The organism is Pseudomonas sp. 1L-B-1-E-C1, assembly GCF_057291835.1.
The window spans coordinates 74,230-98,028 of sequence record NZ_JBXAWN010000002.1; the positions used below are offsets into that span (position 1 = coordinate 74,230).

17 protein-coding genes are annotated in these 23,799 nt (G+C 59.0%); 11 read left to right on the plus strand and 6 right to left on the minus strand.

Features of this window, described 5'->3' with window-relative positions; all coding sequences use genetic code 11:
- Positions 1–242 precede the first annotated feature (242 nt).
- The 5 genes from AC0Z4S_RS04055 to AC0Z4S_RS04075 all read left to right on the plus strand — a co-directional run bounded on the left by AC0Z4S_RS04055 (position 243) and on the right by AC0Z4S_RS04075 (position 4,529).
- Positions 243–1,040, plus strand: coding sequence for a MetQ/NlpA family ABC transporter substrate-binding protein (locus AC0Z4S_RS04055; RefSeq protein ID WP_471878356.1), 798 nt, complete (start codon positions 243–245; stop codon positions 1,038–1,040).
- A 535-nt stretch (positions 1,041–1,575) separates the two neighbouring features.
- Positions 1,576–2,241: an amino acid ABC transporter permease gene (locus AC0Z4S_RS04060; protein ID WP_485622150.1), complete on the plus strand. Its 666-nt coding sequence runs from the start codon at positions 1,576–1,578 to the stop codon at positions 2,239–2,241.
- Entirely contained in the window at positions 2,222–2,881 is a 660-nt protein-coding gene (locus AC0Z4S_RS04065) for an amino acid ABC transporter permease (protein WP_485622152.1), read from the plus strand. Before AC0Z4S_RS04060 ends, AC0Z4S_RS04065 begins: the two co-directional genes overlap by 20 nt.
- On the plus strand, positions 2,878–3,660 hold the full coding sequence (locus AC0Z4S_RS04070; RefSeq protein ID WP_485622153.1) for an amino acid ABC transporter ATP-binding protein: 783 nt from the start codon (positions 2,878–2,880) through the stop codon (positions 3,658–3,660). Before AC0Z4S_RS04065 ends, AC0Z4S_RS04070 begins: the two co-directional genes overlap by 4 nt.
- Positions 3,657–4,529 carry a transporter substrate-binding domain-containing protein gene (locus AC0Z4S_RS04075; protein WP_485622155.1) on the plus strand — a complete coding sequence of 291 codons (873 nt, stop codon included), beginning with the start codon at positions 3,657–3,659 and terminating at the stop codon, positions 4,527–4,529. The genes AC0Z4S_RS04070 and AC0Z4S_RS04075 overlap by 4 nt, the downstream gene beginning before the upstream one ends.
- A 111-nt stretch (positions 4,530–4,640) precedes the next feature.
- Here the strand turns inward: AC0Z4S_RS04075 and AC0Z4S_RS04080 are convergent, their stop codons facing one another.
- Positions 4,641–5,801: an AAA family ATPase gene (locus tag AC0Z4S_RS04080; protein ID WP_471878351.1), complete on the minus strand. Its 1,161-nt coding sequence runs from the start codon at positions 5,799–5,801 to the stop codon at positions 4,641–4,643.
- Between the two features lie 194 nt (positions 5,802–5,995).
- Here AC0Z4S_RS04080 and AC0Z4S_RS04085 point away from each other — a divergent pair, with 194 nt between their 5' ends.
- The 4 genes from AC0Z4S_RS04085 to AC0Z4S_RS04100 all read left to right on the plus strand — a co-directional run bounded on the left by AC0Z4S_RS04085 (position 5,996) and on the right by AC0Z4S_RS04100 (position 13,561).
- On the plus strand, positions 5,996–7,099 hold the full coding sequence (locus AC0Z4S_RS04085; protein WP_485622156.1) for an efflux RND transporter periplasmic adaptor subunit: 1,104 nt from the start codon (positions 5,996–5,998) through the stop codon (positions 7,097–7,099).
- The gene (locus AC0Z4S_RS04090) at positions 7,096–8,160 is read left to right on the plus strand and encodes an efflux RND transporter periplasmic adaptor subunit (RefSeq protein WP_485622157.1); all 1,065 of its coding nucleotides are present in this window, start codon (positions 7,096–7,098) and stop codon (positions 8,158–8,160) included. Before AC0Z4S_RS04085 ends, AC0Z4S_RS04090 begins: the two co-directional genes overlap by 4 nt.
- Positions 8,157–11,219: an efflux RND transporter permease subunit gene (locus AC0Z4S_RS04095; RefSeq protein ID WP_253497875.1), complete on the plus strand. Its 3,063-nt coding sequence runs from the start codon at positions 8,157–8,159 to the stop codon at positions 11,217–11,219. The genes AC0Z4S_RS04090 and AC0Z4S_RS04095 overlap by 4 nt, the downstream gene beginning before the upstream one ends.
- Positions 11,220–11,308: 89 nt before the next feature.
- Positions 11,309–13,561, plus strand: a complete 2,253-nt coding sequence (locus AC0Z4S_RS04100; protein WP_485622158.1) for a glycoside hydrolase — start codon at positions 11,309–11,311, stop codon at positions 13,559–13,561.
- 1 nt (position 13,562) lies between these two features.
- Here AC0Z4S_RS04100 and AC0Z4S_RS04105 read toward each other — a convergent pair whose 3' ends face one another.
- Together AC0Z4S_RS04105 and AC0Z4S_RS04110 are read right to left on the minus strand one after the other, a co-directional pair.
- Entirely contained in the window at positions 13,563–14,189 is a 627-nt protein-coding gene (locus AC0Z4S_RS04105; RefSeq protein ID WP_485622159.1) for a class I SAM-dependent methyltransferase, read from the minus strand.
- A gap of 105 nt (positions 14,190–14,294) precedes the next feature.
- A complete protein-coding gene (locus AC0Z4S_RS04110) occupies positions 14,295–14,651 on the minus strand; it encodes a DUF6124 family protein (RefSeq protein ID WP_485622160.1) in 357 nt (118 codons plus the stop codon).
- Positions 14,652–15,252: 601 nt separating this feature from the next.
- Between AC0Z4S_RS04110 and AC0Z4S_RS04115 the strand changes: the two genes are divergently transcribed.
- Both AC0Z4S_RS04115 and AC0Z4S_RS04120 read left to right on the plus strand, forming a co-directional pair.
- Positions 15,253–18,156 (plus strand): RHS repeat-associated core domain-containing protein, encoded by a 2,904-nt coding sequence (locus tag AC0Z4S_RS04115; RefSeq protein WP_485622161.1) that lies wholly within the window; start codon positions 15,253–15,255, stop codon positions 18,154–18,156.
- A 109-nt stretch (positions 18,157–18,265) separates the two neighbouring features.
- Positions 18,266–21,085, plus strand: coding sequence for an RHS repeat domain-containing protein (locus AC0Z4S_RS04120; RefSeq protein ID WP_485622162.1), 2,820 nt, complete (start codon positions 18,266–18,268; stop codon positions 21,083–21,085).
- 109 nt (positions 21,086–21,194) lie between these two features.
- Here AC0Z4S_RS04120 and AC0Z4S_RS04125 read toward each other — a convergent pair whose 3' ends face one another.
- From AC0Z4S_RS04125 to AC0Z4S_RS04135, 3 genes are read right to left on the minus strand one after another with little or no spacing between them, the layout of a single operon-like run.
- On the minus strand, positions 21,195–21,839 hold the full coding sequence (locus tag AC0Z4S_RS04125; protein ID WP_485622163.1) for a methionine ABC transporter permease: 645 nt from the start codon (positions 21,837–21,839) through the stop codon (positions 21,195–21,197).
- Positions 21,829–22,950, minus strand: a complete 1,122-nt coding sequence (locus tag AC0Z4S_RS04130; RefSeq protein WP_485622164.1) for a methionine ABC transporter ATP-binding protein — start codon at positions 22,948–22,950, stop codon at positions 21,829–21,831. The genes AC0Z4S_RS04125 and AC0Z4S_RS04130 overlap by 11 nt, the downstream gene beginning before the upstream one ends.
- A gap of 2 nt (positions 22,951–22,952) precedes the next feature.
- Positions 22,953–23,762, minus strand: coding sequence for a MetQ/NlpA family ABC transporter substrate-binding protein (locus AC0Z4S_RS04135; RefSeq protein ID WP_485622165.1), 810 nt, complete (start codon positions 23,760–23,762; stop codon positions 22,953–22,955).
- Between the last annotated feature and the right edge of the window lie 37 nt (positions 23,763–23,799).

The following is a 23,799-nucleotide window of genomic DNA, read 5'->3' on the forward strand; positions in this document are numbered from 1 at the left end:
GCTGCGATCTTTTGATCTTCAGCTGTCTCAAAGCCTTGAAAATCAAAAGAGCGCAGCCTTCGGCAGCTCCTACAGGTGAGGTAGAGCTGTATGAACAAAATGGAATATGAAGCTGAATAAACGTTATTGTCCGGGAATAAAAAATCCGGGTATTGTCCGCCTCACGCCAGCGATATCACTTCACTGGCACACGTATTAATGCCGTCGTCGATGACGACCGTGATTTTCGATAAGGACACTGCATGAAAAAGGTTCTGTTGTTTACCGCATTGGCGGCTGCGCTCACGGCTTCTTTGGCCAACGCCGGCGAGAAACTGGTGGTTGCCGCAACGCCGGTGCCACACGCTGAAATTCTCGAGCTGATCAAGCCGACCCTGGCCAAAGAAGGCGTGGACCTGGAAATCAAGGTTTTCACCGACTACGTGCAACCGAACGTACAGGTTGGCGAGAAGCGTCTGGACGCCAACTACTTCCAGACCCTGCCGTACCTGAACAGCTTCAACCAGGGCAAATACAAGGACGACAAATCCAAGTACCTGGTGACCGTGCAGGGCGTCCACGTTGAGCCGTTCGGTGGCTACTCGAGCAAGTACAAGACCCTGGCTGAACTGCCGGACGGCGCGACCATCGCCATCCCTAACGAAGGCAGCAACAGCGGCCGTGCGCTGATCCTGCTGCAGAAGGCCGGTCTGATCGAACTGAAAGACCCGAAAAACGCTTTGGCAACGCCAAAAGACATTGCCAAGAACCCGCACAACTTCAAGTTCAAGGAACTGGAATCGGCCCTGCTGCCGCGCGTACTGAAAGAAGTTGATCTGGACATGATCAACACCAACTACGCGCTGGAAGCCAAGCTGAACCCGCAGAAAGATGCGCTGGTGATCGAAGGCGCTGACTCGCCGTACGTGAACTTCCTGGTGGCCCGTGAGGACAACAAGAACAGCGACGCGATCCAGAAACTGGCCAAGGCCCTGACAAGTCCGGAAGTCAAAGCCTTCATCGAGAAGAAGTACAGCGGCGCGGTGTTGCCGGCGTTCTGATCTGACGCTTTGATCTGATGTAAAAACGCCGATGGCCAGTGATGGGCATCGGCGTTTTTGTGCGTGCCCAAAAAAAGATCGCAGCCTTCGGCAGCTCCTACAGGAGACCGCGTTCCCCTGTAGGAGCTGCCGAAGGCCGCGATCTTTTGATCTTGCCGTTACTTCAGGCCACCTGCGCCTGCAGCGCCCGGCGCAACGCCACCAACAATTTCACAATGTCCTGCGGATCCAGCCGCTGCGGCACTTTTACGTCCATGTCTTTCTTCCTTGTGATGAATGGGCCGGAGAGTCTGGCCAAAAGCTGTGGGTCCTTGGAGGTCTTTCGTGAAAAAAAGATCCGTCCTACAGCGCAAAGAAAAATAGCCTTCTTATTCTTTCCCGGCAAACCCACAGGATAGTTTTTTGGGTGATATCAATATGCTTTAACGGTATTTAAATTCTTGTTTTTATACCTATAAAGTCAGTGCCTGCCGGACAGCCACCCGCCGTCCATGGATTGCATCACCGCCGCTTACCGAGCAGCGTCAGGACGCTCATGACTTTTGACTACGCCTTTATCCTCAGCACCCTGCCGGCCTTTCTCAAGGCCGTCGGTGTGACCCTGCAGGTCGGATTGATCGCGATCGGCACTTCGCTGCTGGTGGCGCTGCTCAACGCGACGATTCTGGTGTTCCGCACGCCTTACCTGCGCAAACTCGTCAGCCTCTATGTAGAGCTGGCGCGTAACACGCCGCTGCTGATTCAGCTGTTCTTCGTCTACTTCGCTTTGCCGGCAGTGGGGATCCAGGTTTCCGGTTTCACTGCGGCAATCATCACCATGACCTTCCTTGGCGGTGCCTACCTCACCGAAGTGCTGCGCGCCGGTGTCGATGCAGTCCCCCAGGCGCAGCTGGAATCCGGCCGTTCGATTGGTCTGTCGCACGGGCAATTGCTGCGTTATGTGATCCTGCCGCAGGCGGGGATTCTCAGCTTGCCGTCGCTGTTCGCCAATTTCATTTTTCTGCTCAAGGAAACCACCGTGGTCTCGGCGGTCGCGGTGCCGGAAATCCTCTACACCACCAAGAGCTACATTGCGCTCTACTACAAAACCTACGAAATGCTCGCCGTGCTGACGCTGATCTGCGTGCTGCTGTTCCTGCCGCTGTCGCTGTTGCTCAGCCGTCTGGAAAGGAGGCTCCAGCATGGCCAGTTCGGGTCTTGAACTGCTCTGGGTGTCGTTGCCGCAACTGGCCAAAGGCGCCGGGCAAACCTTGTCGATCTCGTTTCTGAGCATCGCCATCAGTACGGTCGGCGGCGTGCTTTACGGCGTGTTGCGCACGTTGAACGTAACGTGGCTGAACGCGATGTTGCGCATCTATCTGGAGTTGTTCCGGGCGATCCCGGTGCTGGTCTGGTTGTATCTGCTGTTCTTCGGTCTGCCGATTTTTTTCGGCCTGAGCCTGCCGAGCTTCTGGTGCGCGGTGCTGGTGCTGTCGCTGTGGGGCGCCAGCGAGGTCGGCGAGGTGGCGCGCGGTGCGCTGCATTCATTACCGCGCGGGCAGCGCGAAGCGGGGCTTTCGATCGGTCTGAACGCTGCGCAACTGTATGGCTACGTGCTGCTGCCGCAAGCGCTCAAGCGCATGACGCCGCCGACCATCAACGTTTACACGCGGATCATCAAGACCAGCTCGCTGGCGGTGCTGATCGGCGTCGTCGATGTGATCAAGGTCGGCCAACAGATCATCGAGCGCACTTACGAATCGGTACTGATCTACGGCGCGCTGTTCCTGTTTTTCTTTTTCATCTGCTACCCGTTGTCGGCCGCCTCGCGCGTGCTGGAGCGGCGCTGGACGCAAGCATGAGCGCACTGATCGAGTTTCACGGCTTCAACAAATTCTATGGCGCGCAGCAGGTGCTCAACGGCATCGACCTGCACGTGCAGAGCGGCGAAGTGATCGTCATTCTTGGCCCCAGCGGCTGTGGCAAAAGCACCTTGCTGCGTTGCCTCAATGGCCTGGAAGAGGCGCACAGCGGCAGCCTGAGATTCGTCGGCCGGGAGCTGCTGGACAAAGCCACTGACTGGCGCGAAATCCGTCAGCAGATCGGCATGGTGTTCCAGAGTTATCACCTGTTCCCGCACATGAACGTGCTCGACAATCTGCTGCTCGGCCCGCTCAAGGTGCAAAAGCGTCAGCGCCGCGAAGCGCAACAGCAGGCCGAAGCCTTGCTTGAGCGTGTTGGCCTGCTGGACAAGCGCGATGCCTTTCCGCGTCAGCTCTCCGGCGGCCAGCAGCAACGCATCGCCATTGTCCGGTCGCTGTGCATGAATCCACGGGTCATGCTCTTCGACGAAGTCACCGCCGCCCTCGACCCGGAAATGGTCAAGGAAGTGCTGCAGGTCATTCAGGGCCTGGCCCGCGAAGGCATGACCCTGTTGATCGTCACCCACGAAATGGCCTTCGCCCGCGCGGTGGCCGACCGCATCGTGTTCATGGATGCCGGGCGCATCCTTGAACAGTCCCCGCCCGAGATTTTCTTTACGAACCCGCAAACCGCACGCGCGCAGCAGTTTCTGGAGAAGTTCTCCTTCGTTGCCACACTGCCAGAAACGAATCCGACAAAGGAACTGGAACCGCTATGAAAACTGCCGCTCTGTTAATGCCTCTGCTCAGCCTCGCCTTGCTTGCCGGTTGCGGCAAAACCGAGGAGCCGCCAAAGCCGAAGGTCGCCAGCGAAAGCGCCGCGCCTGCCGGTTATCTGGACAAGATCAAGGCCCGCGACAAACTGATTGTCGGCGTCTTCACCGACAAGCCACCGTTCGGTTTCGTCGATGAGGCCGGGCGTTACGTCGGCTTCGACACTGACATCGGCCGGCGCTTCGCCAAGGATCTGCTCGGCGATGAAAACAAGGTCGAGTTCGTTGCCGTCGAGCCGGCCAGCCGCATTCCGTTTCTGCAAAGCGACAAGGTCGACCTGATCCTCGCCAACATGACCGTGACCCCGGAGCGCAAGCAAGCGGTGGAATTCACCAACCCGAACCTCAAGGTCGCCGTGCAGGCGCTGGTGCCGCAGGGCAGTTCGGTGAAAAAACTCGATGATCTGGCGACGCGCACCACGATTGTCACCACCGGCACCACCGCTGATATCTGGCTGACCAAGAACCACCCGGACTGGAAACTGCTCAAGTTCGAGAAGAACTCCGAATCGCTGCAAGCCTTGGCCAATGGTCGCGGCGATGCCTATGCGCAGGACAATCTGGTGCTGTTCAGCTGGGCCAAACAGAATCCGGGGTATCGCGTGCTCGAGGAAAAACTGGGCGCCGAGGCGCCGATTGCGCCGGCCGTGAAGAAGGGCAATCTGGAGTTACGTGACTGGGTCAACAGCGAGCTGGCCAAACTGGGCGAGGAGAAATACCTGCTCAAGCTCTATGACCAATATGTGCGCAAAGAGCTGAGTGATGACACCCGGCCTGAGAGTGTGATTGTTGAAGGGGGCAAGTGGCAGGGCTAGTTATTGGATCCAGCGGTGACGCTTGAATCGCTTTCGCGAGCAGGCTCGCTCCCACATTCGACCGTGTACGATTGTGGGAGCGAGCCTGCTCGCGAATTCTTAAGGCACCTCTCAATCCGGCCAATGCCACGCCGGCTCATCCAGCACCCGCTGCCCGACAATCCCGGTCTGCCCCAGCGTCTTCTCCAGCACGATGCAATTGCACTGCGGATCTTCCTGCAATGCCGAGATCAGCCGCCGCGCGTGGGACACTACCCACACCTGGCATTGCTCTGAAGCGCGGATGATCAGTCGCGCCAGCGCCGGCAGCAGGTCCGGATGCAGGCTGGTTTCCGGTTCGTTGAGCACCATCAGCGATGGCGGTCGCGGAGTCAGTAGTGCAGCGACCAGCAGCAGATAGCGCAAGGTCCCGTCCGACAATTCTGCCGCCGACAACGGACGCAGCAAGCCTTCCTGATAAAACTCGATAGCGAAACGCCCACCAGCCAACGGCGCAATATTCAGCCGCGCACCGGGAAACGCATCGCTGATCGCTGCGCGTAAGGCATCCGGGTCGCCGATTTCGATAATCGTCTGCAAGGCTGCTGCCAGATCGCGACCGTCGTGGTGCAACACTGGCGTGCGCGTGCCCAATTGCGGCTGACGCACCGGCGCGTCGGCATCGCTGCGAAAGTGATCATAGAAGCGCCAGCGGCGGATGAACTCGCGCATCTGGAACACCTCCGGCGAGCTGCGCAGATTGCCGACCTGATCGAACAGACTGTCGAAGTTCGGCGTGTGTTGCGCCAGCACATCCCAGGCGCGACCTTCGCGGGCACGGATCATCGGGCCGTTACGGTCGACCAGCAGGCTCGCCGGGCGAAACACCGGGCCGGCCCAGATGCATTCACGTTTGATTTCGGGATCGAGAGAAAAACATGAACGGCTCGGCTCCGGCAGGCCCAGGCCGATGGCGTAACTGAAATCCTCGCCGGCAAATCCCAGGCGCAGCCGCTTCACCCCTTGGCGCACCGTCGGTTCGATCGCCACTTCGCCGTTGCGCATGCGCCGGCTGATGGTTTCCGGCCCGGCCCAGAACGTCGATTCCAGCCCGCCCTCACGCGCCAGCGCATTGACCACGCCGCCCTGCGCGGTTTCCGCCAGCAGGCGCAAGGCGCGATAGAGGTTGGACTTGCCGCTGCCATTGGGCCCGGTAATCAGGTTCAGCCGCCCGAGCGGAATCACCAGTTTGTTGATCGAGCGGTAATTGGCCACTGCCAGGGTATGAAGCATGGAATTCCTTATCTTCGGGCGGCCCTTGTAGGAGCTGCCGAAGGCTGCGATCTTTTGATCTTGAAAAAGCAAAGATCGCAGCCTTCGGCAGCTCCTGCACGGAAATGTTGTGATCGCTCAGGCGAACGTTGAACCCTGTTCTAAGCTCACAGTCGTATCGTCACTTGCACGTTCGTACACAGGAAGGAGTCTGCATGGCAAGTCCCGGAATGAAAACAGCGGTCATGCTGAGTCTGTTCACTTTGCTCACCGCTTGCGGCGACAAGAAACCTGCTCAGGAATACCTGCCACGGGTCTTTGTGCAAGCGGTCGAACCGGCCAACTACGCCGCAGCGGTGACCCTCACCGGTGATGTGCAGGCGCGGGTGCAGACGCAGCTGTCGTTCCGCGTCGGCGGCAAGATCATTCAGCGTATGGTCGATGTCGGCGACCGGGTCACGGCCAAACAGGTGCTGGCCAAACTCGATCCGAAAGACCTGCAGACCAACGTCGATTCCGCTCAGGCCCAGGTCGTCGCTGAACAGGCCCGCGTCAAGCAGGCAGCAGCGGCCTTCGTCCGTCAGCAAAAACTCCTGCCCAAGGGCTACACCAGTCAGAGCGAATACGATTCGGCGCAAGCGGCGCTGCGCAGCAGCCAGAGCGCATTGAGCGCGGCGCAGGCGCAGTTGGCCAACGCCAGGGACCAGCTCAGCTACACCTCACTCATCGCCGATGCACCGGGCGTGATCACCGAGCGCCAGGCTGAAGTCGGCCAGGTGGTACAGGCCACCGCACCGATGTTCAGCCTTGCCCGCGATGGCGACCGCGACGCGGTGTTCAATGTCTACGAATCGCTGCTGGCCGAGCGTCCGTCTGATCGCTCGATCGTGGTCAGCCTGCTCGACAACCCCGAGATCAAGACCACGGGCACGGTGCGTGAAATTACCCCCTCGGTGTCGGCGCAATCGGGCACCGTGCAGGTCAAGGTCAGCCTCGACAAACTGCCGCCGGGCATGCAGCTCGGTTCGGTCGTGAGCGCCACCGCCAAAGGCACCGGCAAATCGGCGGTGGAACTGCCATGGTCGGCGCTGACGAAAAACATCAGCGACCCGGCGGTATGGCTGGTCGATGACAAGGGCGAAGCGCAGTTGCATACGGTTACGGTCGGTCGTTACCTGACCGGCAAAGTGATCATCAGCGAAGGCCTCAAGGGCGGCGAAAAAGTCATCGTCGCTGGCGGTCAGTTGCTGCACCCCGGGATGAAAGTCGAGATTGCCGAAAACACCTACAAGGATCTGCAACCGGGAGCGCAGCCATGAAGCGTCTCGGCCTGTTGTGCATGGCGCTGCTGCTGGGCGCCTGCTCGGAAAAGGAAAAACCACCGGAACCGGTACGCCCGGTGCTGTCGGTCACGGTCAAAGCGCTGAACGAAGAAAGCCTCGGGCGCTTTGCCGGGAGCATTCAGGCGCGCTATGAGAGCAACACCGGTTTCCGCGTCGGCGGCCGGATCGCCCGGCGTAACGTCGATGTCGGCGCCGAGGTGCAGAAGGGCACTTTGCTCGCCACCCTCGACCCGTCCGACCAGCAGAATCAGTTGCGTTCGGCCCAAGGCGATCTGGCGAGAATCCAGGCGCAACTGATCAACGCCCAGGCCAACGCACGCCGTCAGCAAGCGCTGTTCGATCGCGGCGTCGGTGCGCAGGCGCAACTGGACGTCGCCAACACCGATCTGAAAACCACCCAGGCCTCGCTCGATCAGGCGCGCGCGGCGGTCAGCCAGAGCAAGGATCAACTGAGCTACACCGAGCTGCGCTCCGATCACAAAGCCGTGGTCACTGCGTGGAACGCCGAAGCCGGGCAAGTGGTAACTGCCGGGCAACAAGTGGTGACCCTGGCACAACCGGACATCAAGGAAGCCGTGATCGATCTGCCCGATACGCTGGTCGATCAGTTGCCCAGCGACGTGGTGTTCTCGGTGGCTGCGCAACTCGACCCGAGCATCAACACCACGGCGATCATCCGCGAGATCGAGCCCCAGGCACAAAGTGCGACGCGCACCCGCCGCGCTCGCCTGACGTTGTCGGATACGCCGGACGGTTTCCGCCTCGGCACCGCGATCAGCGTAACCCTCAGTTCGGCAATCAAACCGCGCATCGAACTGCCGCTCACTGCGTTGCAGGAAGTCGATGGCAAAACCCGGATCTGGGTGATCGACACGCAAAACAAAACCGTTAACCCGCGAGACGTCAGCGTGGTCAGCCGTGGCGACCACAGTGTGGTACTCGCTGGCGGCGTGCAAAACGGCGAGCGCGTGGTCAGCGCCGGCGTCAACAGTCTCAAACCCGGACAATCGGTAAAACTTGACGAGGACAGTCAATGAAAGGCTCTTTCAACCTCTCCGAATGGGCCCTCAAGCACCAGTCTTTCGTGTGGTACCTGATGTTCGTCGGGTTGCTGATGGGTGTTTTTTCCTACTTCAATCTGGGCCGTGAGGAAGACCCGTCTTTCACCATCAAGACCATGGTGATCCAGACCAAATGGCCGGGCGCGACGCAGGAGGAGACCCTCAAACAGGTCACCGACCGCATCGAGAAAAAACTCGAAGAGCTCGATTCCCTTGATTACGTGAAAAGCTACACGCGCCCCGGCGAATCGACGGTATACGTGTACCTGCGCGACACCACCAGTGCCAAGGACATCCCGGAAATCTGGTACCAGGTGCGCAAGAAGATCGACGACATTCGCGGCCAGTTTCCCCAAGGGATCCAAGGGCCGGGATTCAACGATGAATTCGGTGACGTGTACGGCTCGGTCTACGCCTTCACTGCCGACGGCCTGACCATGCGCCAGTTGCGCGATTACGTGGAACAGGCGCGTGCGGAAATCCGCAACGTGCCGGGGCTGGGCAAGATCGAAATGGTCGGCCAGCAGGACGAAACGATTTACCTGAATTTCTCCACGCGCAAACTCGCAGCGCTGGGTATCGACCAGCGCCAAGTGGTGCAGAGCCTGCAATCGCAGAACGCCGTGACCCCGGCCGGGGTGATCGAGGCGGGGCCAGAGCGGATTTCCGTACGCACCTCGGGCCAGTTCGCTTCGGAAAAAGACCTCGCCGAGGTCAATCTCAAGCTCAACGATCGCTTCTATCGTCTGGCCGACATTGCCGAGATCAGCCGTGGCTACGTTGACCCGGCGACGCCGGAATTCCGCTTCGACGGCAAACCGGCGATTGGCCTGGCGATTGCCATGCAGAAGGGCGGCAACGTTCAGGAATTCGGTAAAGCACTGCACGAGCGCATCGACCAGCTCACCGCCGACTTGCCTGTCGGCGTCGGTGTGCACACGGTTTCCGATCAGGCGGTGGTGGTGGAAGAGGCCGTTGGCGGTTTCACCAGCGCATTGTTCGAAGCGGTCATCATCGTGCTGGTGGTGAGCTTCATCAGCCTCGGCGTGCGCGCCGGCCTGGTGGTGGCCTGTTCGATTCCGCTGGTGCTGGCGATGGTGTTTGTGTTCATGGAATACAGCGGCATCACCATGCAGCGGATTTCCCTCGGCGCGCTGATCATCGCCCTCGGCCTTCTGGTGGACGACGCGATGATCACCGTGGAAATGATGGTCACGCGCCTGGAAATGGGCGAGAGCAAGGAGCAGGCGGCGACCTTCGCCTACACCTCGACGGCGTTCCCCATGCTCACCGGTACGCTGGTGACCGTCGCCGGTTTCGTGCCCATCGGCTTGAATGCCAGCTCTGCCGGTGAGTACACATTCACGCTTTTCGCGGTGATCGCGGTGGCGATGATCGTCTCGTGGGTGGTGGCGGTGTTTTTCGCGCCGGTGATTGGCGTGCACATCCTCAGCGACAAGGTGAAGGCCCATGATGCCGAGCCGGGTCGCGTTGGCCGAGCGTTCAACGGCGGCCTGTTGTGGGCCATGCGCAATCGCTGGTGGGCAATCGGCGTCACCGTGCTGTTGTTCGTGCTGGCGGTGTTCTGCATGCGCTTCGTACAGAACCAGTTTTTCCCGGCATCCGACCGCCCGGAAATACTCGTCGACCTGAACCTGCCGCAAAACGCCTCGATCGATGAAACCCGCAAAGCGGTGGACAAGCTCGAAGCAACGCTCAAGGGCGATCCGGACATCGTGCGCTGGAGCACTTACATCGGTCAGGGCGCGATCCGTTTCTACCTGCCCCTCGATCAGCAATTGCAGAACCCGTACTACGCGCAACTGGTGATCGTCAGCAAGGATTTCGAAGCCCGCGAGGCCCTCAGCCAGCGCTTGCGTGAGCGGCTGCACAAAGACTTCGTCGGCATCGGCAGCTACGTGCAGGCCCTGGAAATGGGCCCGCCGGTGGGGCGTCCGATCCAGTATCGAGTCAGCGGCAAGGACGTCGATCAGGTGCGCAAACACGCCATCGACCTGGCCACCGAGCTGGACAAGAACCCGCACATCGGCGAGATCATTTACGACTGGAACGAACCGGGCAAAGTCCTGCGCATCGACATCGCCCAGGACAAGGCGCGGCAACTCGGGCTGTCATCCGAAGACGTCGCCAACCTGATGAACAGCATCGTCAGCGGCTCGCCATTGACCCAGGTCGATGACGACATCTACCTGATCAACGTGGTCGGTCGCGCGGTGGACTCCGAGCGCGGTACCCCGGAAACCCTGCAGAACCTGCAGATCGTCACGCCGAGCGGCACCTCGATTCCGCTGCTGGCGTTCGCCACCGTGCGCTATGAACTGGAGCAGCCACTGGTGTGGCGTCGTGACCGCTTGCCGACCATTACCATCAAGGCCTCGGTGCGCGACGAGATTCAGCCGACCGATCTGGTGAAACTGCTCAAGCCGTCGATCGACGCTTTTGCCTCGAAACTGCCGGTCGGCTACAAGGTCGCCACCGGCGGTACGGTCGAGGAAAGCGGCAAGGCCCAGGGGCCGATTGCCAAGGTGCTGCCACTGATGCTGTTTCTGATGGCGACGTTCCTGATGATCCAGTTGCACAGCGTGCAGAAGATGTTTCTGGTCGCCAGTGTCGCGCCGCTCGGATTGATCGGCGTAGTCCTGGCGCTGGTGCCGACCGGCACGCCGATGGGCTTTGTGGCGATCCTCGGGATTCTCGCGCTGATCGGCATCATCATCCGCAACTCGGTGATCCTGGTGACCCAGATCGACGAGTTCGAGCAGAAAGGCTATGCGCCGTGGGACGCGGTGGTCGAAGCCACCGAACACCGACGCCGACCCATCTTGCTTACCGCCGCAGCGGCGAGCATGGGCATGATCCCTATCGCCCGGGAAGTGTTCTGGGGGCCGATGGCCTACGCGATGATCGGCGGGATTGTCGTGGCGACGCTGCTGACGCTGCTGTTTCTACCGGCGCTGTATGTGGCCTGGTACAAGATTCGCGAGCCGCAGAAAGACGAAAAACCGGCGCAGTGAGGTTGATCCTCGCATCTTTGGGAAAGGTCTGACTTACAGCGTGAGAGGACTGCGCTAACGTCCCTCCTTCATTCGTGGAGGGACGCCCGATGTCGACTGGTTCCGGCAAATTACGCGGACTGCTGTTGCTCGCATTGTTAAGCCTGTCGCCGGTGGCGCTGGCCGAGGTGCTGCTGGAAAACGATCTGTGGCGGGTGCGGATCGATCCCGCGACGCTGGCGGTGCGCGTAGAGCCCGCCGGCCGTCCGGCAGTGCAAGCATCGGCTGGAGTGTTGCGGCACAAGGTCGGTGGATTGGTCAGGCACGGCAATCGTATCGACTGGCAGTGGGACGACGGGCGCTGGGCGCTTCGCGTTGTTCTTGAGCAGCGTGACTTGTCGTTTTCGATCACGGCCCGGGCGCCCTCGGAAATCGAGTTTATTCATCAGCCCGCCAGTGCAATGGGGCAAGCGCTCATCTGGCCGCTTGCCGAAGGACGCTATGTGCCGCGCGGTGATGCGGTGTGGCAAAAATTCCTGCTCGCGCAAGGCGTGCTCAATACCACCCAGGATCTGAGTCTGCCGCTATGGGGCATGGAATACGCGGACTTCAGCCTGCACTGGCTGCTGACCAATCCCTACAACAATCAGCTGCGTTTCAAGGCAGCGGGTGATGCTTTGGGGTTGTCAGCCAGGCATCGTTTCACTTCGCTTGAACCGTCGACGCCGCTGACCTTCAGGCTGTTTCTCGGTGGCGCGGATCCGTTGGCCGGCGCGAAGCGCTACAAACAGTGGCTGGTCGAAACCGGTCAGTATGAAACCTTACAGAGCAAGCTGGTCAAGACCCCGCAGGCCGCGAAGCTGATCGGTGCGGCGCATGTCTATCTGTGGGGCACCGATCTGCTCGGCCGCGATGATGTGCGTAATTGGCCACTGCTGATTGCCCGACTGCGCGGCCCGGGGCTGCTGGTCAGTGAGCTTCGTACGGCGATGGATGGCGAAGCGCTGCGGCTGGTCGCCAGCGAAACCGTACTCAATCGGTATCAGCAGACTTTGCTGTTGCGCGGCCTGAATCAGGCGTTGAACACTCAGGCGCGCAAAACCTGGCAGGCGCGCGCGGTCCCGGACATGCAGGCGCTGGCCAACGGGTATGCTGATGTGCGCGCGCAACTGGCGGTTGTTCTGAAGGATGCGCTGACGTCTGATGCCTCGCGCTGGGGCAGCACCTTGTCGCGCCTGACCATCGAACGATTACAGAACGCCGGGCTGTCGCGTTTATGGCTGGGACTCGGCGAGGGCTGGGAAGGTGGACTCTGGCACCCGGAGGCAATTCGCGCTGCCGTCGCGGCGGGGTATCTGATCGCCCCGTATGACTCCTATGAAACCGCCCTGCGCCGAGACGAAAATCCGCACTGGACGACCGCGCACCTGGGCGACCTTGCCAATACCGAATGCGCGATCATGCTGCAAAGCGGCGCGCTCAAAAGGGGGTTTCAGCAATCCGGTCACTACACCGATCCGCGATGTGTACGACCGTTGCTGGAGCGGCGCATCAATGCGATCCAGAAGTCCGTAGGATTCAACAGCTGGTTTCTCGACGCTTACGCCGCTGGCATGCTGTTCGACAGTTACCGTCCCGGCGCGCCGATGACCCAGGCGCAGAATGCCGAGGGCAACGTGGCTGCATCGCGCTGGATCAACCATGTATTGCAACTGCCGAGCGGTTCCGAGGACGGCAATGCGGTCACCGCTCAGGGTTTGCTGTTCGCCCATGGCATGCAGACACCGGTAATCGGCTGGGGCGATAGCGAAATGAGCCAGCCGGGCCAATCGGAGTTTTTCGTCGGTCGGTGGTACCCGCCGGAGCAGCCGGCGGTGTTTTTCAAGTCGACCCGGCTGAAGGCTGACTACCGACGCGTTCATTTCGCTCCCGCCAGCCGTCTACCGCTGTATCAGGCGGTATTCCACGGTTCTGTCATCACCAGTCATCACTGGTTGTTCGATAACCTGAAGCTGAGCGACGTGCGGGTGGAAAACGAACTCACCCAACTGCTCTACAACGTACCGCCGCTGTACCACCTGAGCGCGGCCAGCCTTGATCAGCGCTTGCCGTTGATTGTGCGTCAGAACCATTTCTTTCGTCCGCTGCACGAACGGCTGGCGACGCAAGCGCTGACAGCTTTTGACTGGTTGAGCGAGGATCGCCTGCTACAGCAGACGACGTTTGCCGACGGCACGCGACTGCTGGCCAATTTCGACGCCGCTCCACGCAATTGGCAGGGCCGGACGTTATTGGCACAAAGCCTGACTGCGCTGTTACCGGACGGTAGCGACAGCCAGTATCAGGTCCAGGCGGCGCCTTGACTCAGACTTTGCGCCATACGCTCGCCAGCCACGGCTGCTGCTCACGCGGCAACCCGGCGGGGCGGTAGTAATGCTCAAGCTCGACAAAACCCGCCGTCGTCAGCAACCCACGCCAGGCTTCCAGATCGTGATAAGAGCCGTAACGCGGGCCGTTCCAGCCTTCCCGGTTGTCCCCGCGCGGATTGGAGCTGAACAGCACGCCGCCCGGTTTCAGGGTGCCGTGCAGTTGCCGTAGCACTTGCGGCAAAACCTGCAACGGCACATGAAACAGCACGGCATTGGCGAAGATCCCGTCGAAGCGCTCCGCCGGCAGATCAAGCTTGAGAAAGTCCTGCTGCCAGACTTCGCAACCGCTGTCCTCGCGGGCCATGCGCGCGAATTCCTGCGAGCCATCGAGGCCGATCGCGACGTGGCCCATGCGCGTGAAAGTCTGCAAATCCCGACCCGGACCGCAGCCGAAATCCAGAATCGTCAAAGGCGCCGCGCCGGGGATATGGCGCAGCAAGGCTTCAATGTTCTGGCTGACATCGTGATCGCGAGTGCCTTCACGGAAATCCTCGGCCACCGAGTTGTAATGACCCAGTGTCGTGGCGGTGATGTGTTCGAGGTCGCTGGGCGTCTGCTTCATGATTGATGCTGTATTGGCGATGAGAGAGCGGACTATAAGCTTTTTCACCGGCAAAAAAACGCCGCCTGCGCTAGCGACAGCACAGGCGGCGATGGTGGCCAGGCCTCAGTGCTGCTTCGCTCCAAGACAGTCGATCGAACGGTCCATCATCGCCTTGGCCATTTCCAGCAGATGCCAGACCGAGAACACCATGGCTCGATCCGCGCCCCCGAGCTGGTCACCGCATTGATGGACGGTCACCGAAGCGCAGCGCAGCAGATCGGCAACATACAACTGGGCGTCCTCCAGCGTCACATCTTCGCTGATGCTGTAGACGCGTTTCTGTCCCTGCGACGTGACCTGATTGCCGGCCAGATGCGAGTCGACGGCGCGGCACAGTGCAGAGCGATCCTTGAGCAAATCCTCGGTGAACCGCTTGCTGGAGGTAAGGCTGAGTGGCGGATCGGCAAGATTTTTTTCCATGGGTAAACTCCTGACTTCAAGTGGGAGCCAACCATTTCGCGACTAAACGAGCAGGACGGCGGCTGCACGCAGATCAGTCGCCGGCCGCCAGTTATCGGCGCACTCGAAAGTGCACTGCGCACAGCCAATCGGATAGCTCAAAGCCTCTGCCGAGGTCAGGCCTGACTGCACGCCCAGCGAATCCGGACAACGGAATCCGGTCACTGCAAAACAGTGACGAGCGGAGATTAGCTACCGGATATTTCGGGTACAAGCGGGCAAAATATTCTAGGAATCGTCCTGCAAACCCGCGTGGTTCGGGCTGGCGAAACGATAAAACCTGTGTAGGAAGTATCTGAATTTTGCTAAGGGCGTTGCCTTGATTTGTGCGATCACCTGCTCAGCAGGTGGTGGCCACCTGCCGCTATCGACCTTAGCGCTTATTCAGTCCGCGCGCCAGTCTGGCCCAGCGTTCACTGACAACCGGGATTCGCGCAATACAGCCAAGAGGCCGGCGAGCACTTGCGATGAACAGATGGCAGCACCTGATAGTTCTTACAGTATCGACACTCGGAAAAAACGCTCATTCTTCACCCAAAGATGAGCAAGGGCGCTTGTGACCATGAATGTTCACCACGACACCGCCACGCCGACGCTTTCAGTCATCGACCCTCGTTTGCTGGCGATCCGCAGCGTCGGTTATTGCCGGCATCCGGATGCACCCGACATCGAGTCGCGCATCACTCGGCAGATCTTTGATGAGGCGGGGCGTCAGGTAGCCTCGTGGGATCCGCGTTTGTACGGCGTTGCGCCCAAGCCGAATCTGGCCACACTCTACGCATTGAGCGGTCAAGAGTTACTCACAGACAGCGTCGACGCCGGTTGGCAGGTGCGGCTGTTGAATGAAGCGGGTTCGATGTGTTCTGGCTGGGATGCGCGGGGCAGCCAGAGTCATCGCCAATACGATGATCTGCAGCGACCGCTAGCCCTCACCGAGCAGGCACACGACGGGCAGTCTCGCGTGGTCGAGCGCTGGATCTATGCAAAAGCCACCGATGATCGCGCGCTGCACAACCAGTGCGGTCGACCGATCCGCCATGACGACCCGGCCGGCAATCGGCACTTCGATGATTACGGCCTCGGCGGTGCAGTGGTGGTGGAGTCGCGACGGTTTTTGATCGAACTCGAGACACCTGACTGGCCACTCGATCCCGATCGGCGGGATGCCTGCCTCGAGGAAACCACCTACGTCACCCGGCAGACTTTCACTCCAACCGGCGACTTGCAGCATCATATCGACGCGGTTGGCAACCTCCGCACCCAGCATTACAACATCGCCGGGCAAGCTTGCGCGACCTGGCTGTTGCAGGCCGGCGAGGGCAGGCAGCCGAAGTGCCTGGTCAGCGCGATTCGCTACAACGCGCAGGGTCAGATCGAAAGCGAAACGGCCGGCAACGGCGTCATCGCCCGTGCCGAATACAGCCGCGATGACGGCCGTTTGCTCAGACTGCTCGCCAGTGTCGGCGCGCAAAAGCCGTTGCAGGATTTGAATTACATCTACGATCCGGTAGGCAACATCGTCAGCCTGGAAGACAAGACTCAAGTCGTGTCCTGGTTCAACAATCAACGCATCGATCCGGTCAGTCGGTATCGCTACGACAGCCGTTATCAACTGGTCGAGGCCAGCGGTTGGGAAGTCAGCCAGCCCAGCCATGGTCCGGCCTTGCCGGATCTGCTGCCAACGCCGCTGGATCCCAATCAACGGCGCAACTACACGCAGACATTTGCTTACGACGCGGCGGGTAATCTCATCACTCGTCACCACAGCGGTGCGCTGGCCTTTTCCATGTTCACTTCGGCTTACAGCAATCGAAGCCTGGCGCAGCGCGACGATGGTTCGTTGCCCGGAGAAGCGGAGATAGCGCTGGGATTTGACGCAGCGGGTAATCAGCTGGAGTTGCAGCGCGGACAGGCCATGACGTGGAACGTGCGCAATGAGCTGAGCCGCGTAGTGCTGGTTCAACGCGAGGCAGAGGTCGACGATTACGAATGCTTTAGTTATGACATTTCCGGACATCGTTCGCGCAAAGTGTTTATCCGACAGACTGCGGTGCGAATTCTGGATAGTGAGGTTCGCTACCTTTCCGGTCTCCAATTGCACCGACGTGCCGGAGGTGAAGAGTATCAAGTGATCGAAATCGGAATCGGTCGAGCTTCTGTAAAGCTGTTGCACTGGCCTTGCGCCAGACACCCGGACCAACTGCGTTTCAGCTATGACGATCTCGTTGGCTCCTCCACCGTGGAGCTGGATGATGAAGGCTGTGTTTTGACACTGGAGCAGTATTATCCCTTTGGAGGAACTGCCTGTTGGGCTGGTAGAAATGCGGAGGCGGCGACATACAAAACTGCTCGATATTCTGGCAAGGAGCGAGACGCAACGGGGCTTTATTACTACGGTTACCGCTATTACGCGCCTTGGCTACAGCGATGGATAAGTGCGGATCCGCAGAGGGACGGATTGAATGTGTACGCAATGGTCGCAAACAACCCGACAAATCTGGTTGACCCCGACGGTCTGGAGCGAAGTGATGCGCAGGATCGTTGGCGCAGAGCTTATGCAGGAGTAGTGGCGTCAAGAGACGGTGTCTGGGTACGCACGGTGGCGCGGGGAATTGTGGCAGTCGATATTGTCGGCGGTAATGCATTGTTCAATCGGATGGGGATGAATATGACTCGACGTGTCGTGGGTGATAGAAGCCTTGCCTACTTGTCGCTTGATTCGACCTTGCGAAGCAAAGTAGCGGGAGCGGAGACAGGCTTTCGTCTGAACACGGCGTCGGGACAAAATATCAAGGCGCAAGCAGCAACTCCGGACGCAGGTGTCGTTGCTTACATCAACGGCGGTTTTTTTAATATGCAGAATCAGGCCCGCAGAAGTGTTTCCCCATTTGCGCCGATTGGCCCAACCAAGATCGGCGGTAAAAGTCAGGTTTACGCGCCGGTGCCTTCAGACTACCGAAAGCATTTCGTGACAGTCCGAATGGGAGATGGATCGAGGATTGAATCCGGGCCTTTGCTTTCGCAACGCGGAGAAGCTGTTTTTCCAGAAAGCCTGTTGGGTCTCACTAAATTTCTCTTCAACCCCAGGAATAATCAGCCTGGGAAATTGGGTCATGCAGGTTCACCTAACATTCGCTCCGGCATAAGTTTGCCTGGCGGAACAGATAACGGGCAGCGTACGCGTTTGGCATGGGGCGGTAGCACCGGGCGCAGCGAGACAGCGACTGGCTATACGATGCCCGAATGGTCCAGGGTAATGGCCAGGATCGAGAGGATGAACGGTGCTGGTGGATGGTCGGTGAACCTTGATGGTGGTCATTCGGCGGGAATCGGCGTGGTTGGAACACACGACGAATTGCTTTACAGAAGGCCTGAAGAAGGATCGCCCGTCCGATCCATCGCCAACTTCATCGCTTATTACGAAAAGCCCCACAAACAGGGTTTTTTCAAAAAATGGTTTTCCTGAATCCTGGCGGTTGAGTCATTGGAAGAAGTTGACCTGTTAGTTTTTACAGTAGCGGCGCGACCAGAATAAGCACAGTCTTGGTGTCAAAGATGCCAAGGACTCGCTCCAAATGGGCACTCGCCATGACACCAACACTCCGACTTTGTCGGTCATTGACCCGCGCGCACTGGCGATTCGCAGCGTTGCCTATTACCGACACCCGCATAAAGCCGACATCGAATCGCGCATCACCCGGCAGATCTTTGATGAGGCGGGGCGTCAGGTAGCCTCGTGGGATCCGCGTTTGTACGGCGTTGCGCCCAAGCCGAATCTGGCCACACTCTACGCATTGAGCGGTCAAGAGTTACTCACAGACAGCGTCGACGCCGGCTGGCAGGTGCTGCTGTTGAATGAAGCGGGTTCGATGTGTTCTGGCTGGGATGCGCGGGGCAGCCAGAGTCATCGCCAATACGATGATCTGCAGCGACCGCTAGCCCTCACCGAGCAAGCGCACGACGGGCAGTCTCGCGTGGTCGAGCGCTGGATCTATGCAAAAGCCACCGATGATCGCGCGCTGCACAACCAGTGCGGTCGACCGATCCGCCATGACGACCCGGCCGGCAATCGGCACTTCGATGATTACGGCCTCGGCGGTGCAGTGGTGGTGGAGTCGCGACGGTTTTTGATCGAACTCGAGACACCTGACTGGCCACTCGATCCCGATCGGCGGGATGCCTGCCTCGAGGAAACCACCTACGTCACCCGGCAGACTTTCACTCCAACCGGCGACTTGCAGCATCACACCGACGCGGTAGGCAACCTTCGGACCCAGCATTACAACATCGCCGGGCAAGCTTGCGCGACCTGGCTGTTGCAGGCCGGCGAGGGCAGGCAGCCGAAGTGCCTGGTCAGCGCGATTCGCTACAACGCGCAGGGTCAGATCGAAAGCGAAACGGCCGGCAACGGCGTCATCGCCCGTGCCGAATACAGCCGCGATGACGGCCGTTTGCTCAGACTGCTCGCCAGTGTCGGCGCGCAAAAGCCGTTGCAGGATTTGAATTACATCTACGATCCGGTAGGCAACATCGTCAGCCTGGAAGACAAGACTCAAGTCGTGTCCTGGTTCAACAATCAACGCATCGATCCGGTCAGTCGGTATCGCTACGACAGCCGTTATCAACTGGTCGAGGCAAGCGGTTGGGAAGTCAGCCAGCCCAGCCATGGTCCGGCCTTGCCGGATCTGCTGCCAACGCCGCTGGATCCCAATCAACGGCGCAACTACACGCAGACATTTGCTTACGACGCGGCGGGTAATCTCATCACTCGTCACCACAGCGGTGCGCTGGCCTTTTCCATGTTCACTTCGGCTTACAGCAATCGAAGCCTGGCGCAGCGCGACGATGGTTCGTTGCCCGGAGAAGCGGAGATAGCGCTGGGATTTGACGCAGTGGGTAATCAGCTGGAGTTGCAGCGCGGACAGGCCATGACGTGGAACATACGCAATGAGTTAAACCGGGTTGTGCTGGTGCAACGCGCGAATGAGATCGATGACTACGAATGTTATGGCTACGACGAGCCTGGCCATCGGCTGCGTAAAACAACGGTCACTCTAGCGTCCGAGCGGACCCTGAAAGCAGAGGTCCGGTATCTGTCGGGTCTCGAAATTCATCACGAGGTCGAAGGTGTCGAACGCCATGTAATCAATGTCGACGCAGGGCGCAATCAGGTACGAGTACTGCATTGGGCAAGCGAGGTAGAAGTCGATCAGGTGCGGTACAGCCTCAGCGATCATCTCGCTTCCAGCACACTCGAATTGGATGAGGACGCCGGGCTATTGAGTCAGGAGCACTATTATCCGTTTGGAGGTACGGCGTGCTGGGCGGGTAAAAATGCATTGGCGGCGAAAAATAAAACGATTCGCTATTCCGGAAAAGAACGCGATGCTACCGGGCTTTACTATTACGGATATCGATATTATGCGTCGTGGTTGCAGCGCTGGATAAGTGGCGATCCTGCAGGAGCAGTTAATGGATTGAATTTATTTTGTTTTGTTGCGAATAAGCCTGTCGTTAATAATGATCTGGATGGGAGGTGGTTTTATGAAGGCGAAAATGATTTTATTGAAATATCTCTCGTTCAATCAGGTAAGCGGATTGTGTCACGCGGACTTGATCAGTTTCCTATGCATCTATCAGCCATCATAAGCTCACAGCTACCCGAAATGGGACAAGTGTTTTCTGAAGCGATTTATGCATTAGCCCAAGGCTTTACAGAATCTCCGGCAGTTTTACAAAGTTATTTTGGACCTGAATACAGGACAGTAGAAAATCAGCTTTCACACGTTTGGATGCGTGGGTTAGATATGACAAATGCTTATGGCGGACAGGCAGCAAGAGGGAAGTTTTTAGGTTTTGTAGGCGGTCCGGGACCTCAGAGGCACTCAAACGCGGAGGTCAGACCAGACGATTTTTATGGACGAATTGCTATTAACTTATCTAGGGTCGATGGTGATTTTGCAATGGTTTTGGGGCACGAATTATTGCATCTGAACAGGGTTAACAGAATTAGCGCTGTTGGGCCGAATGCGGTGGATAATTTCTATTTGAATTCCAGAAGTCCGGAAATCTTGAACTATCCAGTGATGCAGTACGAACTCCCGGCTAGAGGGATTTCAGAAGCTATTATGAATGGTGGTTTAAATTCAGAGTTTTCAGAAAGGTATCCGGCGTCCCATCGTGACTTCATTACGTCCGTTGAGAATTATATGGGGCTTCCAGGTATGCTGGATCTTGAAACTTCGATTTCCATGTTTAATGAGGCTCCTCATATGCGCGCGCAAATGGCACTCAATAACGCGGACAGCATTGTTTTTGCGGCAAAAAGTATGAGTCAGCTTTATCGGGCGAGGCAGGAAAACAGCAGTTTGTTTTACAACTTGATCAATGGCTAAAACCGCCATTGCCTCAAGCTTCTAATTGACGAAATGCAGCGGAAGTCCGCCCCGGGGGGCGGCACAGATGAAAGATCGGTCCCACCGGTGAAGGAAGCTAACCCTTTACTCAGCGTTTGTTGAGCCCCCGCGCCAACCGATCCCCACCCAACTGAATCACCGCCACCAACGCCACTAACAACACAATCACCGTCAACATGATCTGGCTGTCAAAGCGCTGATAGCCGTAGCGATAGGCGATATCCCCCAGTCCGCCAGCGCCAATTGCCCCGGCCATCGCCGACGAATTGATCATGGTCACCAGGGTAATGGTGAAGCCGCCGACAATCCCCGGCAGCGCCTCGGGCAAGAGCACATGCCAGACGATGTGCCAGCGCCGGCAACCCATGGCCTGCGCGGCTTCGATCAGGCCATGATCGACCTCGCGCAGACTGACCTCGGCAATTCGTGCAAAGAACGGCGTCGCAGCAATCGTCAGCGGCACCACAGCCGCCCATACACCGTAAGTTGTACCGACGATCAGGCGGGTGAATGGAATCAGCGCGACCATCAGGATCAGGAATGGAATCGAGCGGAACAGATTGACGAATGCACCCAGCGCACGATTCAACACCGGCGCTTGGTAGATCCCGCCCTTGTCACTGGTTACCAGAATCACCGCCATGGGAATGCCCGCCAGCAGCGCGATCAGCGACGACACGCCGACCATCAAAAAGGTGTCGATAAAACCCTGCAGCAAGCGATCAAACCACATAACCCAATACCTCCACCCGTTGCGCCCAGTGTCCGGCGCGTTCACGCAATTGTTCGGCGCTGAAAGTCGAGCCGCTGACGGCCAGCAACAGCTGCCCCAGCGCATGACCCTGAATGCGTTCGACACCGCCCTGAAGCAGCTTCACCCGGCCACCCAATGCAGCGAATAACGCGGCCAGATCCGGCTCGTCTGCCGCACTGCCGGTGAACTGCAAACGCAACACCACCGCCGCATCAGAAGCCGTGGATTGCGCCTGCAAACGGCTTTGCAATTCTTCCGGCAGGGCGTGCTGCAGCGGCGCCAGCAGGGTCTGGCTGACTGCGTGTTGCGGATTGCCGAACACTTGCCACACCGGCCCTTGCTCGACCACATGGCCATGCTCGAGCACGACGACGCGGTCGCAGATCTCGCGAATCACCGCCATCTCGTGAGTGATCAGCACAATGGTCAGGCCCAGGCGTTTGTTGATCTCGCGCAACAGACCAAGGATCGACTGCGTGGTTTCCGGATCCAGCGCTGACGTCGCTTCATCGCAGAGCAGAATGTCCGGGTCATGCACCAGTGCGCGGGCGATGCCGACGCGCTGTTTCTGCCCGCCGGAAAGCTGCGCCGGGTATGCCTTGTGCTTGCCTTGCAGGCCGACCAGTTCGAGCAGTTCGCAGACCTTGTTCTCGCGTTGCGCTTTCGGCACACCGGCCACTTTCAGCGGCAACTCGACGTTCTGCCAGACGGTTTTGGCCGACATCAGATTGAAGTGCTGGAAGATCATGCCGATGCGTCGGCGCAGGGCGACGAGGCGGTCTTCATCGAACTCGCCGATATCGACCTGATCGATCAGCACGCGGCCCGATGTCGGTTGCTCGAGACGATTGATCGTGCGGATCAACGACGACTTGCCGGCGCCGCTGCGGCCGATGATGCCGAACACTTCCCCGCGCTGGATTGCCAGGTCGATGCCCTGCAAAGCCGCGACCGGGCCTTGCCGGCCGTTGTAGGTTTTGCCCAGGCCGATAAAGCGTACGTGGGCGCGATTAAACTCGGGGTGCAGCTCGGTTTGTTCAGCATTGTGTGGCTCTGGAAGCTCCAGTCGCCGTTGGATCGCGGCAGTCATGTTCAGCTTTCCCAACCGGCCTGATAGAGCTTGCCGTGGGCTTTATCCAGCGCCGCGCGAACGGCTGGCGAATGCTGATAGATGTCGACGAACTTGATCAGGCGCGGGTCGGTTTTGCTCTTCGGCTGGATGACGAACTGGATCACGTATTCCTTGTGATCGAGACCGTCGAACAGCAGCGCCGAGCCGGCATCGAAGGTCTTCGCCAGGCGGATATAGGCCGGGTAACCCTGGACCAGATCGGCGTCGTCATAGGCGCGCACCAGTTGCACAGCTTCGACCTGAAGGATCTTGATCTTCTTCGGGTTGGCGACGATGTCGTCCTCGGTGGCCTTGTAGCCGACCCCCGGTTTCAAGGTGATCAACCCGGCCTTGGCGAGCAATTGCAGACCGCGACCGCTGTTGATCGGATCGTTGGCGATGGCGACGCTGGCGCCTTCGGGCAGCTCATCGAAGCTTTTGTATTTCTTCGAATACAGGCCGACGTTGTTGATGATCCCCGGTGCGAACGGCACCAGGTCGAAACCGGACGCGGCTTTGGCATTTTCCAGGAACGGGATGTGCTGGAAGTAATTCACGTCGATATCACCAGCGGCGAGGCTGACGTTGGGCGCGATCCAGTCGGTGAATTCCACCAGCTCGACTTTCAGGCCTTGCCTGGAGGCCTCTTCGACGGCGGCTTCCAGCGGAATGGCAAACGCGGCGGTGGTGCCGACTTTCAGCGGCGCATCGGCAGCGAATACCGCCGAGCTGAACAGGCCGAAGGCCAGGGCCAGTGCTTTGACTGGGTGGGACAGGCGTTTCTTGGTCATGATGGTTTTTTCCAGTCAGTGCATGAATTTTTGCAGT